At 42.3% G+C, this 13494-nt stretch carries 14 protein-coding genes and 1 pseudogene; 10 read left to right on the top strand and 5 right to left on the bottom strand.

What is annotated here, in order from left to right; translation table 11 throughout:
- Positions 1-97: 97 nt before the first annotated feature.
- Positions 98-463 (bottom strand): YraN family protein, encoded by a 366-nt coding sequence (locus D0T87_RS13670; RefSeq protein ID WP_163175695.1) that lies wholly within the window; start codon positions 461-463, stop codon positions 98-100.
- Between the two features lie 72 nt (positions 464-535).
- Between D0T87_RS13670 and D0T87_RS13675 the strand changes: the two genes are divergently transcribed.
- From D0T87_RS13675 to D0T87_RS13685, 3 genes and pseudogenes are all read left to right on the top strand, one after another.
- The gene (locus tag D0T87_RS13675; protein ID WP_163175696.1) at positions 536-769 is read left to right on the top strand and encodes a hypothetical protein; all 234 of its coding nucleotides are present in this window, start codon (positions 536-538) and stop codon (positions 767-769) included.
- Complete coding sequence (locus D0T87_RS13680) at positions 766-1206, top strand: nucleoside deaminase (protein ID WP_203558686.1); 441 nt, start codon at positions 766-768, stop codon at positions 1204-1206. The genes D0T87_RS13675 and D0T87_RS13680 overlap by 4 nt, the downstream gene beginning before the upstream one ends.
- A gap of 3 nt (positions 1207-1209) precedes the next feature.
- Positions 1210-2289 (top strand): annotated as a pseudogene (locus tag D0T87_RS13685) (phosphatidylinositol-4-phosphate 5-kinase); the annotation flags it as partial.
- Positions 2290-2330: 41 nt separating this feature from the next.
- Here D0T87_RS13685 and D0T87_RS13690 read toward each other — a convergent pair.
- The 3 genes from D0T87_RS13690 to D0T87_RS13700 form a co-directional block, all read right to left on the bottom strand.
- A complete protein-coding gene (locus tag D0T87_RS13690) occupies positions 2331-2588 on the bottom strand; it encodes a DUF4834 family protein (RefSeq protein ID WP_163175698.1) in 258 nt (85 codons plus the stop codon).
- 61 nt (positions 2589-2649) lie between these two features.
- Positions 2650-3357: a CDP-diacylglycerol--serine O-phosphatidyltransferase gene (gene pssA, locus D0T87_RS13695; RefSeq protein ID WP_163175699.1), complete on the bottom strand. Its 708-nt coding sequence runs from the start codon at positions 3355-3357 to the stop codon at positions 2650-2652.
- A gap of 15 nt (positions 3358-3372) precedes the next feature.
- Positions 3373-4062, bottom strand: a complete 690-nt coding sequence (locus D0T87_RS13700) for a phosphatidylserine decarboxylase family protein (RefSeq protein WP_163175700.1) — start codon at positions 4060-4062, stop codon at positions 3373-3375.
- Between the two features lie 166 nt (positions 4063-4228).
- Here D0T87_RS13700 and dnaE point away from each other — a divergent pair, with 166 nt between their 5' ends.
- The 3 genes from dnaE to D0T87_RS13715 are packed head-to-tail and all read left to right on the top strand — an operon-like array spanning position 4229 to position 8750.
- Positions 4229-8023, top strand: a complete 3795-nt coding sequence (dnaE, locus tag D0T87_RS13705; protein ID WP_163175701.1) for a DNA polymerase III subunit alpha — start codon at positions 4229-4231, stop codon at positions 8021-8023.
- 51 nt (positions 8024-8074) lie between these two features.
- Complete coding sequence (gene trxA, locus D0T87_RS13710) at positions 8075-8389, top strand: thioredoxin (RefSeq protein WP_163175702.1); 315 nt, start codon at positions 8075-8077, stop codon at positions 8387-8389.
- A gap of 25 nt (positions 8390-8414) precedes the next feature.
- Positions 8415-8750, top strand: a complete 336-nt coding sequence (locus D0T87_RS13715) for a hypothetical protein (protein ID WP_163175703.1) — start codon at positions 8415-8417, stop codon at positions 8748-8750.
- 42 nt (positions 8751-8792) lie between these two features.
- Here D0T87_RS13715 and D0T87_RS13720 read toward each other — a convergent pair whose 3' ends face one another.
- Positions 8793-9524 (bottom strand): RDD family protein, encoded by a 732-nt coding sequence (locus tag D0T87_RS13720; RefSeq protein WP_163175704.1) that lies wholly within the window; start codon positions 9522-9524, stop codon positions 8793-8795.
- A 104-nt stretch (positions 9525-9628) separates the two neighbouring features.
- On the opposite strand from D0T87_RS13720, the gene D0T87_RS13725 reads away from it, so the two are divergent.
- The 4 genes from D0T87_RS13725 to D0T87_RS13740 are packed head-to-tail and all read left to right on the top strand — an operon-like array spanning position 9629 to position 13417.
- The gene (locus D0T87_RS13725; RefSeq protein WP_163175705.1) at positions 9629-10594 is read left to right on the top strand and encodes a stage II sporulation protein M; all 966 of its coding nucleotides are present in this window, start codon (positions 9629-9631) and stop codon (positions 10592-10594) included.
- Entirely contained in the window at positions 10572-11507 is a 936-nt protein-coding gene (locus D0T87_RS13730; RefSeq protein ID WP_163175706.1) for a hypothetical protein, read from the top strand. Before D0T87_RS13725 ends, D0T87_RS13730 begins: the two co-directional genes overlap by 23 nt.
- 9 nt (positions 11508-11516) lie before the next feature.
- Complete coding sequence (locus D0T87_RS13735; RefSeq protein ID WP_163175707.1) at positions 11517-12140, top strand: DUF4129 domain-containing protein; 624 nt, start codon at positions 11517-11519, stop codon at positions 12138-12140.
- The gene (locus D0T87_RS13740) at positions 12137-13417 is read left to right on the top strand and encodes a DUF4350 domain-containing protein (protein ID WP_163175708.1); all 1281 of its coding nucleotides are present in this window, start codon (positions 12137-12139) and stop codon (positions 13415-13417) included. The genes D0T87_RS13735 and D0T87_RS13740 overlap by 4 nt, the downstream gene beginning before the upstream one ends.
- The last annotated feature ends 77 nt before the right edge of the window (positions 13418-13494 follow it).

Here is a 13494-nt window from a genome sequence, read left to right on the forward strand (position 1 = left end):
GGGTGGATATTGTCATTATCAAATGGTTCTATATTTTAATATAGTGGCAACTCGCAATGACGAAGTGGATTTACCGACTTATGCCTTACAGCAAAACTTAAAACATCGGAGGGTAAAACGCCTCCTGTATATGCTCTATCTTAAAGTTCCCTTCACTCCCCACTACACTGATAATATCAAACCGTACCGGAGCATCAATCCGAAACATTTTCAGATACGTATCAGTCGCTATCACCGTACGCTTAATCTTTTGTAGAGTAACAGCCTCCTGAGGGAGTTTATACACCGTATCGGTTCTGGTTTTTACCTCTACTACAATCAACTCATCATCTTTCAATGCCACAATATCCAATTCCAGATGTCCTTTACGCCAATTCCTGTGAAGGATGTGATAACCGGACCTCTCCAGATATTCCGCCGCCGCTTTCTCTCCGGCTTCGCCTAACGTATTGTGATGTGCCATAGTGTAGTTTTTGCAAATTTACTCATTTTTATGCTTTGAAATTAGAGAAGTAAAAGTAAATTTGCAAGTAATATGAGAAAGAGGGATAAAAAGTGCGCAAAAGCTTCTGCTACTGAACCCAAAAGACAGCAACGAATGACCTGTTTGATGAGCGAAGATGAGCAACAAATCGTAGATCGTTATCTGGAGAAATACAAGATAACGAACAAATCACGCTGGCTGCGCGAAACTATCCTTATGTTTGTTTATAAAAATATGGAAGAGGACTATCCAACCCTCTTCGGTGAACACGATATGCGAAGATGACCGTAATGGATGACACCTACTTTATGAAGCAAGCCCTTATTGAAGCCGATAAGGCTGCATCAAAAGGGGAGGTTCCTGTTGGGGCAATCATTGTTTGTAAAGGGCGGATCATAGCCCGTGCGTACAATCTGACCGAAACATTAAATGACGTTACCGCACATGCCGAAATGCAGGCAATCACTGCGGCTGCCAATGTACTTGGTGGAAAATATCTGAATGATTGTGCACTTTATGTAACAGTAGAGCCTTGTGTCATGTGTGCCGGTGCAATAGCCTGGGCGCAAACAGGACGGCTGATTTTTGGGACTCCCGATGAAAAACGCGGGTATCAGCGTTATGCTCCCGAGGCATTACACCCAAAGACCGAAGTCGTTTCAGGAATCATGGCCGATGAATGTTCCCGAAGAATGAAAGAATTCTTCCAGGCAAAACGTTGAAAAATGAAATACCTATATACTCTGATTATTTGTATAACCTGTTGTCAGGCAGGAGCTAACGCGCAAAGCAATGGCGGATTTTTCGGTAAAGTGAAAGACGCATTCTCGAACGAAATCAAAATCGGTACTTATACATTCAAAGATGGTTCTACCTATATCGGAGAAATCGGTAAAGGCAAACCTAACGGCAAAGGGAAAACACTCTTTAAAAATGGCGATGTATACGAAGGCGAATACATAAAAGGTAAGCGGGAAGGCTATGGCGTATACACCCTCTTTGATGGAGAAAGATATGAGGGTGATTGGCTGCAAGATCAGCGCCACGGAAAAGGAATCGTGTATTTCGTTGACAATAATCGCTATGAAGGTTTATGGTTTATGAACTCCCGCCAAGGCATGGGGCGCATGTATTACCACAACGGAGATTATTATGTAGGCAACTGGGATAAGAACCTGCGCGATGGCGAAGGTACATATGTTTGGAAAAACGGAACCAAATATGTTGGAGAATGGAAAGATGACCGGAAGGACGGCAAAGGGCTGATGGTTTGGAATGACGGTTCACGTTACGAGGGGCAATGGAAAAATGATACCCGCAATGGTCAGGGTACATTTGAATATGCAGAAGGTGATAAATATGTCGGTGAGTTTGAGAATGACTTGCAACATGGACAAGGAACTTTCTTCTTTAGTAGCGGTGATCGGTATGAAGGCTCTTATCTGCACGGTACACGTACAGGACGTGGTTCCTTCTTTGATGTGAATGGTGATACCTATGTTGGTTACTTCAAAGACGGATTGCCGGATGGTAAAGGAATCTTCACCTGGGCGTCAGGAACCAAATATGATGGTTATTGGGTAAATGGTGTACGTTCCGGAGCTGGTATATACAGATGGAGCAATGGCGATGTATATGATGGACAGTGGGATAATGATCAACCCAATGGTCAGGGAAAACTGATTCTTTCCGATGGTACCCGATATGAAGGTGGCTTCGTTGATGGATTAAAAGACGGAAGAGGAGTAGAAACAGATAAAGATGGGAATACCTTTGAAGGTAATTTCAAACAGGGACGTAGAGAGTTTTGAATTAGCCATGCGGAATTTAACTCATAACTCACAACTCATTCCGTTTCCTCGAAGTCTACATATTCGCCCTCGTCATCATCAAATAACTTTTTACGTTTGGGAGTGTCTTGTGCATTCCCTTTTTTGTTTTCATGGGTAGAATGGCTTGTTCCGTCGCTTGATGATGTCGATCGGTTAGATGAGTTGCGCTTACCAAAGCCGAATAATGCTCTGAGCACTCCGCTTATAATAGTCAGTCCAAAAACAATAATGATGAGGACAAAGAAGAAAATGAATCCTAGGAACGAGAGCATAGGCTAATAACTTATAATGTTAAAAACAATAAGATAACAATAAGCGTGCCAGAAATGTTGATTATTGTTTTCCCTTAAGGAATAATGATAAGAGAATGTACCATACAATACATGCTGCGAACCCTGCAATTTGTAAGAAAGCAAGAAGTAAAATGCAGACCAGAAGGAATATAAAACGGAATTTATTGTCTTTCCACGTCAGGTTCTTGAACTTCAAGGCGAACATTGGTATTTCTGAAACTAATAATCCGGAGAAAAGGATAACTAATAACATTAAATATATGGCATTGAAGTGTGGGGATGTCAAAAAGTCATAAGCTCCGACAGCCAGTGAAGCCCAGAATAAGGCATTGGCAGGTGTTGGCAGGCCAATGAAAGAGCTGGTTTGCCGTTCGTCAATATTAAACTTCGCTAATCGTAAAGCAGAGAAAACTGCAATAACAAAAGCGAAATAAGGAACGTATTCTTTAATTCCAACTAAGAAATCGGGGTAATGTATGTCTTTAAATAAAGAGAAAACGATAAGGGCAGGGGCGACTCCGAAACTGATATCATCGGCCAGGGAATCCAACTCTTTCCCTATGGGCGATGGAGCATTAAGCACGCGTGCAAGCATTCCGTCGAAGAAATCAAAAACAGCGCCTAATATAATAAAGAATGCAGCCCATATATAATTAGACTCGAAAGCCATGACGCAGGCTATGCATCCGGAGAAAAGGTTCAGGCAGGTTACTGTGTTAGGAATATGGCGGGTAAGTGAGTTTGCCATAATAGTGGAGTTTGATTAGTTAAGTTTTCCGATAACGGTTTGATTGCCGGTGGTCTTTTGGCCCAGATTGACAAAGACCTCAGAACCAATAGGCAGGTAAACATCTACTCGCGAACCGAATTTAATGAATCCCATATGCTCGTCGATGAAGCATTCCTCTCCAACTTCAGCGTAGGTAACAATACGTCTGGCCATTGCTCCGGCTATCTGTCTGGCCATAACTTCTACACCTTCCGGTGTTTCGATGACAACCATAGAACGTTCGTTCTCTGTACTGGCTTTGGGTAGCCACGCTTTCATGAACTTACCATTTTGATGCGCTACCTTTTTTACCGTACCATCTACCGGATACCAGTTTGCGTGAACATTAAGCGGACTCATAAAGATGGAGACTAGCAAACGGCGGTCGTTAAAGTATTCGTATTCGTCTACTTCTTCAATGGCGACAACCTTGCCATCGGCAGGAGCTATGACAATCTTTTCTGTATCCTGTTCATATAAACGTATCGGGCAACGGAAGAAGTTTACCAATAAAGAGTAGACTACTATGCTGGTTAATGCAGTTACATAAAATATGATTTTGCACGGAAGAGCGCAATATATAGCAGCATTTACAATTAACAACAAGACAAGGCTTCCAACTAGAATATTAGTCCCTTCGTGGTGTATTCGTATTTTCCTTAATCTCTTTAGTCTTCGACCCATGTTTATCATTATATAGAATTGTATGCAAAAATAGAGTTAATTTAAAAAGCAAACAAGTAAATGGAGTTAGAAATGAGTTGTGTTGATAACTTTTTGATGAATGTTTTTGTTTGTACAGGCATAGATCGTAATTTTATAGGCTTAAATTGAAAGGAGTTTAAACCATATGCAAGATTTCGTCCATTTACATGTCCACACTCAATATTCGCTTCTCGACGGGCAAGCCAGTGTAAGCGCGTTAGTTGATAAAGCTATGAAGGATGGCATGAAAGGGATTGCCATAACCGATCATGGCAACATGTTTGGTGTCAAAGAATTCTATAATTATACCTCTAAGAAAAACGGAGGTACGAATAAAGAAATAAAAAGCCTGAAAGGTAAATTGGCTGCACTTGAGAGCGGTAAAGAGGTTGTTGATGACCTGGAAACTGCTATTGCGGAGTGTAAGCAACAATTGAAAGAGGCGGAAGGGCGCTTGTTCAAGCCTATCATTGGCTGCGAGATGTATGTTGCCCGCCGTTCAATGGATAAGAAAGAAGGAAAACCCGACCAGAGCGGGTATCACTTAGTGGTTCTGGCCAAAAATAAAACGGGTTATCATAACTTGTTGAAGCTGGTATCCAAAGCCTGGACAGACGGATATTATTCTCGTCCCAGAACAGACCGGGCAGAATTGGAAAAATACCACGAAGGACTGATTGTTTGTTCGGCATGTTTGGGAGGTGAAGTCCCTAAACGAATCACCAATGAACAATTTAAGGAAGCTGAAGAGGCGATACAGTGGTATAAGAATCTCTTTGGTGATGACTATTACCTGGAATTGCAACGACATAGAGCTACTGTTCCAAATGCTAATCATGAGGTTTATCCCTTACAGCAGAATGTAAACAGGCACTTGATTGAATATGCCAAAAAGTTTAATATAAAACTCATCTGTTCCAATGACGTACACTTCGTAAACGAAGAGCACGCTGAGGCTCACGACCGCTTGATTTGTTTAAGTACGGGTAAAGACCTGGATGATCCCAAGCGTATGTATTATAGTAAGCAGGAATGGATGAAAACTCGTGAAGAAATGAACGAACTCTTTGCGGATATTCCTGAAGCGCTTTCCAATACCCTTGAAATCTGCGATAAGGTAGAGTACTATACCATTGATAATGCACCTATCATGCCTACCTTTGCCATTCCCGAAGAATTTGGCACGGAAGAAGGCTATCGCCAGAAATATACAGAAGAAGACCTCTTTAATGAATTTACTCAGGATGAGAACGGTAATGTAGTGTTGGGTGAGGCAGAAGCTAAGGCTAAGATCAAAAGTCTGGGGGGATATGAAAAATTATATCGTATCAAACTCGAAGGAGACTACCTGGCTAAGCTGACATTTGATAAAGCAAAGACAAGATATGGTGATCCTTTGGCAGATAATGTGAGGGAACGATTGGTGTTCGAACTTCATATTATGAAAACCATGGGTTTCCCGGGATACTTCCTCATTGTACAGGACTTTATTGCTGCCGCCCGCGAAATGGGAGTTTCGGTTGGACCGGGGCGTGGTTCGGCGGCAGGTTCGGCAGTGGCCTACTGTTTAGGAATCACACTGATTGACCCAATCAAATACGACTTGCTGTTTGAGCGTTTCCTGAATCCGGACCGTATATCCTTGCCCGATATTGATATTGACTTCGATGATGATGGTCGAGGGCAGGTTCTACAGTGGGTAACGGAAAAGTACGGATACGAAAAAGTAGCTCATATCATTACATATGGTACAATGGCTACCAAAATGGCCATAAAGGATGTTGCTCGTGTTCAGAAACTCCCTTTACCCGAGTCCGACAGATTGGCCAAACTGATTCCCGACCGGATTCCCGATAAGAAGATTAACCTGACTAATGCCATTGAGTATGTACAGGAACTACAAATGGCAGAAGCATCGCCTGATCCTTTAGTTCGGGATACCATCAAATATGCAAAGATTCTTGAGGGAAATATACGCGGTACGGGTGTACACGCCTGTGGTATCATTATCTGTCGCGACGATATAACCGATTGGGTACCTGTTAGTACAGCCGATGATAAAGAAACCGGCGAAAAGATGCTGGTAACCCAGTATGAAGGCTCCGTGATTGAGGAAACAGGATTGATCAAGATGGACTTCCTGGGACTGAAAACCCTTTCCATAATAAAGGAAGCCGTAGAGAATGTGCGCTTGAGTCACGACATCACGCTTGATCCGGAAGAATTTCCCATTGATGATGCATTAACTTATCAACTATATAGTGACGGTAAAACTGTAGGCACATTCCAGTTCGAGTCTGCCGGTATGCAAAAATACCTGCGCGAATTGAAGCCGACGACTTTTGAGGATTTGATTGCGATGAATGCGCTCTATCGTCCGGGACCAATGGACTACATCCCCGACTTTATTGAGCGTAAGCATGGCCGCAAGCCAATCGAGTACGATATACCGGTCATGGAGCAATACCTGAAAGATACGTATGGTATTACAGTATATCAGGAACAGGTCATGCTTCTGTCGCGTTTGCTGGGGAACTTTACCCGCGGTGAGTCCGATGCTCTTCGTAAAGCGATGGGTAAAAAGATCCGGGCAAAACTAGACGAAATGAAACCCAAATTCATTGAAGGCGGGCGGAAGAATGGACATGACCCGAAGAAACTTGATAAGATTTGGGGCGACTGGGAAAAGTTTGCATCCTATGCGTTCAACAAATCGCATGCTACCTGTTATTCCTGGGTTGCTTATCAGACCGCTTATCTGAAAGCGCACTATCCATCCGAATATATGGCTGCGGTGATGAGCCGGAATATCTCGAACATCACTGAAATTACCAAGTTTATGGACGAGTGTAAGTCCATGGGCATTGAAGTGCTGGGTCCCGATGTAAACGAAAGTTATTTGAAGTTCACTGCCAATAAAGGCGGTAACATCCGATTCGGTTTGGGGGCTGTGAAAGGTGTGGGCGAAAGTGCTGTGGAATGCATTATAAATGAACGCAAAGCAAATGGTCCTTTCAAAGGAATCTTTGACTTTGTGCAACGTGTCAATCTGAATGCGTGCAACAAAAAGAATATGGAATGTCTGGCGTTGGGTGGAGGATTTGATAGTTTTCCTGAAATCAAACGCGAACAATTCTTTGCCCCTAATCCTAAAGGTGAAATCTTTCTTGAGGTGCTAATGCGTTATGGCAACAAATACCAGGCTGATAAAGCCGCCGCCGCTAACTCACTGTTTGGTGGAGAAAATGTTGTAGATATTGCAACACCGGAAATCTATCCGGCCGAACGCTGGAGCGATCTCGAACGTTTGAATAGGGAAAGAGAGTTGGTTGGTATCTATCTTTCGGCACATCCTTTGGATGAATATTCAATCGTCCTCAATCATGTTTGTAATACCAAAGTTGCTGACCTGGCCGATCTGGATGCTCTGACAGGAAAGGACTTGACGATTGGCGGTATGGTTACAGCAGTACGCCGGGGTATAGCAAAGAATGGAAATCCTTATGGAATTGCCCGTATTGAGGATTTCTCCGGTTCGTCGGAGCTGGCTTTCTTTGGCAACGACTGGGTAAATTTCAGTGGTTACCTCAATGAGGGGACTTTTCTCTTTGTCCGGGCGAAGTGTCAGGGCAAACGGTGGAAACCGGAAGAGATGGAAGTGAAAGTAAGCTCGATTGAATTGCTTCCGGATGTTAAAGAGAAACTGATCGAAAAAATAACGATCACTGTACCTCTTCCTGATCTGAATACGGCGATGATTACGGAGTTGACGACTCTTATAAAAGCGTCTCCCGGTAATGCAGAGTTATACTTTAAAGTCGTTGATCCGGATGAAAATATGACGGTCGATTTAATGGCTCGCCCAGTTAAACTCTCCGTACAAAAAGACCTGATTTCTTATTTGGAAGAATGTCCGGAGTTAGAATATCGTATTAATTAACTATCTTTGTATAGAAGAAAACGAATGTTTAATTTAAAATAGATAAATAATATGGCTTTAGAAATTACAGACAGCAACATCCAGGGCTATTTGGATGGCGATAAGCTGGTCGTAGTAGATTTTTGGGCACCTTGGTGTGGCCCTTGTAAGGTAATTGCTCCAATTATTGAAGAGCTTGCTACTGAATATGATGGTAAAGCAATTATAGGCAAATGTGATGTAGACGAAAACGCAGATCTGCCCGCAACATACGGAATCCGTAACATTCCTACTATTCTTTTCTTTAAGAATGGCGAAGTAGTGGATAAACAAGTTGGAGCTGTTACCAAGTCTGTTTTGACAGATAAAATCAATTCGCTGATTTAATTCATAACTCAAAAAAATAAAAAATATGGGATTGGAAGATGATTTCTTATTGAGTGATGCCGACGATGAAAAGACCATCGAATACATCAAAAACTACCTGCCACAGGAACTAAAAGAGAAGTTTGATGACGATAAGCTCTATTACTTCCTTGACCTGATGGATGAGTATTATGCTGAAAGCGGTATTCTGGATGCTGAACCCGACGAAGATGGTTATGTAAACATTGATTTGGAAGAAGTAGCCGCCTATATCGTAAAGGAAGCTGAGAAAGATGAAGTGGGCAAATTTGATCCGGAAGAGATTCTCTTTGTTGTTCAGGGAGAAATGGAATACGGAAACTCTTTGGGACAAGTAGAATAAATTTGCATGGAAACTTGGCAGCGGCACCTTGCCGCCCGCCCGCTAGATGATTTCCAATGCGTAGAATTGATAATCTCTGATCAAGGTGTTGAGCATCGCTTCATCATTCGAATTAGATTGAATAGATAATAACTGGCGGATTTTATCTGCCAGTTGTTTTATATGCTTGCTCCTTTCCGAAGTACGCATTTCCAGTGTGCGGGTAATCACGTTAATCTGTTCCAGTGATAAATCCGCTGCCTGTGGAAATACCGGGCGGTAGTCTTTCGTGAGGTATTTAAATTCATCCAGATTTACCTGAATCTTCTTATAATTCTTTTCTTTAATAACCATTGTTCCGGCAGCCAGGTCACCCAATCGTTGATTGTTCTTGGTGATGATAATGATGATTACCCCCAGCCCTCCGGTGAATGTGACATCAATATTATAAAGTAACCAGCGCAGTAAATACCCGCTGAATGTAGGTGCAGTACCATCTGATTTTACCACACGTATATTTACAATCTTCTTTCCCGGGCTCTGCCCGTTGTTGAACATCTCCCATAAAAGCGAATAGCAGATTACCGGAAGATAGAAGACGATTACAATAATACCCATAGTCAGATCGGAAGAGTGATCGAATAGCTTAATGGCAGAAAAAACATAAATAGTTGACCACACGTAACAGATTAAAATAACATAATCAATAAAACGGGCCAGGATGCGCTCGCCTATGCTGGCGGGAACTTGACTAATGCGGACAAATTGTCCCGTTATGATTGTAGATTCTGCCATTTTATAAAAACAGTTAAAGATATCGTTGCAAATATATCACAAATCCGTTACTTTTGCTCCTTATATACACAAAAGTTTCACCAGGGCAGTTCTAAAAAACGTAGATGAAAGAGGTAACCTTTATACGAAGAAACTTCGAGAAATGGAAAAAAACGGAAAATGTGGTAGACAAAGCCGATGTCTCTCATCCGGATACTCTTGCTGATACGTATACGGAACTGACTTCCGACCTGGCCTTCTCCCAGACGCACTATCCCAATTCGCGGATTACGATTTATTTGAACAATCTGGCTTCATCATTACACAACGTTCTGTACAGGAATAAACGGGAGAAGTGGTCGAGAATCATTACCTATTGGTCAAAGGAGGTTCCCGAAACAATGTATGGTGCACGTCCGGAATTGCGTATCTCCTTTATTATTTTCGTTGTCAGTGTGTTCATTGGCGTGCTTTCGTCTATGAAAGATGAGGGGTTCATTCGATTGATTTTGGGTGATGGTTATGTGGATATGACATTACGTAATATAGCCAACGGAGAACCTATGGGCGTTTATGGCAGTGGCAGCGAGCTTTCGATGTTCCTGGGCATTACATTGAACAACGTTCTTGTTTCTTTCAATGTTTTTATATTTGGACTATTTACCAGCTTTGCGGCAGGTTTCTTCTTATTCTATAATGGCGTAATGGTCGGTGCTTTTCTAACCATGTTCTACCAACATAACTTGCTGAAGGAGGCAATGTTAGCCATATGGTTGCATGGAACACTCGAAATCTGGGCTATCATAGTGGCTGGTGCTGCCGGTATTGCATTGGGCAACGGTTGGTTGTTTCCGGGAACTTATTCGCGTGGTGCTTCTTTCAGGCATGGTGCAAAGAAAGGTGTGAAGATTGTTATCGGTACGGTACCGATTTTTATCATTGCAGGATTTATAGAAGGCTTCCTTACCCGTCATACTCATTTTCCCGATGTGGTGAGACTTGGTGTTATTCTTTTTTCGCTTGCATTTATTATTTACTATTATATTTATTTACCCAATAGAAATCATTATGGATACACAACAAAGTCCTAAGATCCCGTTTTATGTGCAGCGTCCTTTCGGTGAAAAGATGAATGCCTCTTTCGATTTTATCAAGGAGAATTGGAAAGTCATGTTGAAATATATCACTTACCTTATTCTTCCTGTATGTCTTGTGCAAGCTTTGACGATGAACTCTTTTATGGGATACTATATGGGAGCCGTAATGGGCGACCTGAGCACTTTGGAGTTTGGTGATTTTGGGGCGGCCTTCTTTGTAAGTTACGGCGCTTTGGTTCTATGTGGAATGCTTGGTTCTTTGTTAATCACTTCTCTTGTATATGCATTGGTGAAGTTATATAATGATCGGGAAGAACGCTTGAATGGCATTACTTTTACTGACATTAAACCCTTGTTGTTTAGAAATATTGGACGCCTGATCGTGTTGGGACTTGTTTCTTTCGGACTTTCCATTGTGGTTATGTCTGTTGTCGTTCTACTGGCTGTTGGTAGTTTGTTGACGCTTTTCCTGACTTTTCCTGCACTTGTTGCAGTGATGATTGCACTGGCTGTTTGGGCGCCCATTTACTTGTTTGAAAATATTGGTATTGGTGCATCGCTGGCTAAAGCATTCCGAATGGGTTTTGCTACATGGGGAGGCATATTCCTTATTTTACTCGTTATGGGAATCATCGCTTCGGTTTTGCAAAGTGTATTAGCAACGCCTTGGTCTATGGCGATTTCTATAAAAACGCTATTTGAATATAGCGCCGAGGGAGCGACAGAGGGGGATTCTTCTATAGTATATAATATGTTTGTTTATGTATTAGCTATCATACAGAGTTATGGAGCATACATATCTATGGTATTCGCCCTCTTGGGATTATCTTATCAATATGCCCATGCTTCGGAGAAATTGGATAGTATAACAGTAGAAAGCGAGATTGATAACTTCGAGAACCTCTAATCCGTTTAAATGATTCTTCAAAGCGATACGTTATCCTGTGATACGGCCCGGCTGGCTCATTGGCAGAATAATCCGTCATACGATTACAACAGGGAGCTGCAAGCTCCTGAGTTAGACTTGTATAGGTGGCTTAGTATGCAGTTGATGAAGCTTCTGGAAAAGATCTTTGGTAGTCGCTTTGCTGCTGAATATACAGAAACGATACTTATCGTTATATTCATTCTTATTGTATTGCTTCTGGTTTGGTTTGTGTACCGGAAACGGCCCGAACTATTTATGCGTACAGGCAAGAAGACGATTGCTTATACGGTGCATGAAGATACGATATATGGCGTTGATTTTGAAGTGGAGATCGCCTTGGCTGTGTCGCGCGGAGACTACAAGGAAGCTACCCGTTTGTTGTATCTGCAAACCTTGAAGTTTCTGAGTGATAAAGAAATTATTGATTGGCAGCTTTACAAAACCCCGACTCAGTATATTTATGAAGTTAAACCTGAGGCGAGGCGTGAACCTTTCCGTGATTTGACAAATCGCTTTCTTCGGGTGCGATATGGTAATTTTGAAGCTACGGAGCAGATCTTCCATGAAATGAAGGAGCTTCAGGCGATGGTAGAGAAAGGGGGAGTATTGTGAAAGCCAGTCATATATATATAATAGGTATACTCCTGTTTCTGGTAGTCATGATCGTGGTGGAGTACTCCCTGCCCAAGAAGTTTGTGTGGAATCCCACGTTCAGCCAGTATGATCATCAGCCTTTTGGCTCGGCAGTGTTTGACGATGTAGTGGAGGCTTCTCTGGCATCTCATTCTTTTGGGGATACGGTACCGGCGTATTCGGTTGTAGATGAGACGCTTTATCAATTGTCGCAAGACTCAATTACTAATTACAGTGTGTTGGTTGTTGTTGAACGTTTGTCTTTGTCGGAAACAGACAGTGAGGCATTGTTAAGGATGTTGGACCGGGGAAATAAAGTCATGCTTGTGGCCTCAGGTTTTAATAAAGCCTTAAGGGATACACTGGGCTTTGATTGTTCCTATTCGTACTTCAACTTTTCTTCCCTGAAAAAATACGCAACAGCATTGCAAGGTCGTGATACAATTTATTGGTGTAAGAATTCAAACTATGCTGACGAGCAGATGTTTATGTTCTATCCGCATCTGTGTAGAGCCGATTTTTCTTCTTCAGATTCACTTTTTACCCGGTTGTCGGAGAAAATATGGTTGGAGACGGATTCTTTGGGGCAGGAGGTAGAGTACTCTTCGCCTTATGCTATCACAAGAAAGGTGGGGGCGGGAGAGATCACCCTTGTTTCTACGCCATTGATATTCACTAACTATGGAATGCTGGATGGTAATAACTCTGTTTATCTGTTCCGGTTGTTAAACCAACTGCAAGGCTTGCCCATCTTGCGGACGGAGGCTTATGGGGTAAAACGGAGCAGGACCGAAGAAACTCCTTTACGTTATCTGTTGTCGCAGCGCCCACTACGTTGGGGGTTGTACTTAACGATGATTACCCTGATACTTTTTATGATATTTACTGCACGAAGGCATCAACGCCCGATTCCTGTTATTCGTAAGCCGGCAAATAAAACGGTCGAGTTTGTGGAGCTGATCGGTACGTTGTATTTCCAAAGAAAGGATCATACGGATCTGGTGCAAAAGAAGTTTCTCTATTTTGCTGAGACTTTGCGGCGTACCATTCAAGTGAATGTGGAAGATGAGGAGGATGACGAGAAACTGGCACGCCGGATGGCCTCGAAAACCGGAATGAATGAGAGGGAGATATTCCGGATGCTTGTCAATATCCGCCCGGTGCTTCGTGGAGAAAGAAAAGTGGGCGAAGAAACCATGAGGCGACTCGTGGATTATATGAATAAAATAATAAATAAGTTGAAAATTGAAAGTTGAAAGTTGAAAGTTACGATGTCGCATGGTAACTTTTCAATCTTCACTTTCAACTTTCAACTTTCAATTTTCAACTTAAT

It is taken from the genome of Bacteroides sp. 51, assembly GCF_010500965.1.
Classification (GTDB): Bacteria; Bacteroidota; Bacteroidia; order Bacteroidales; family Bacteroidaceae; genus Bacteroides.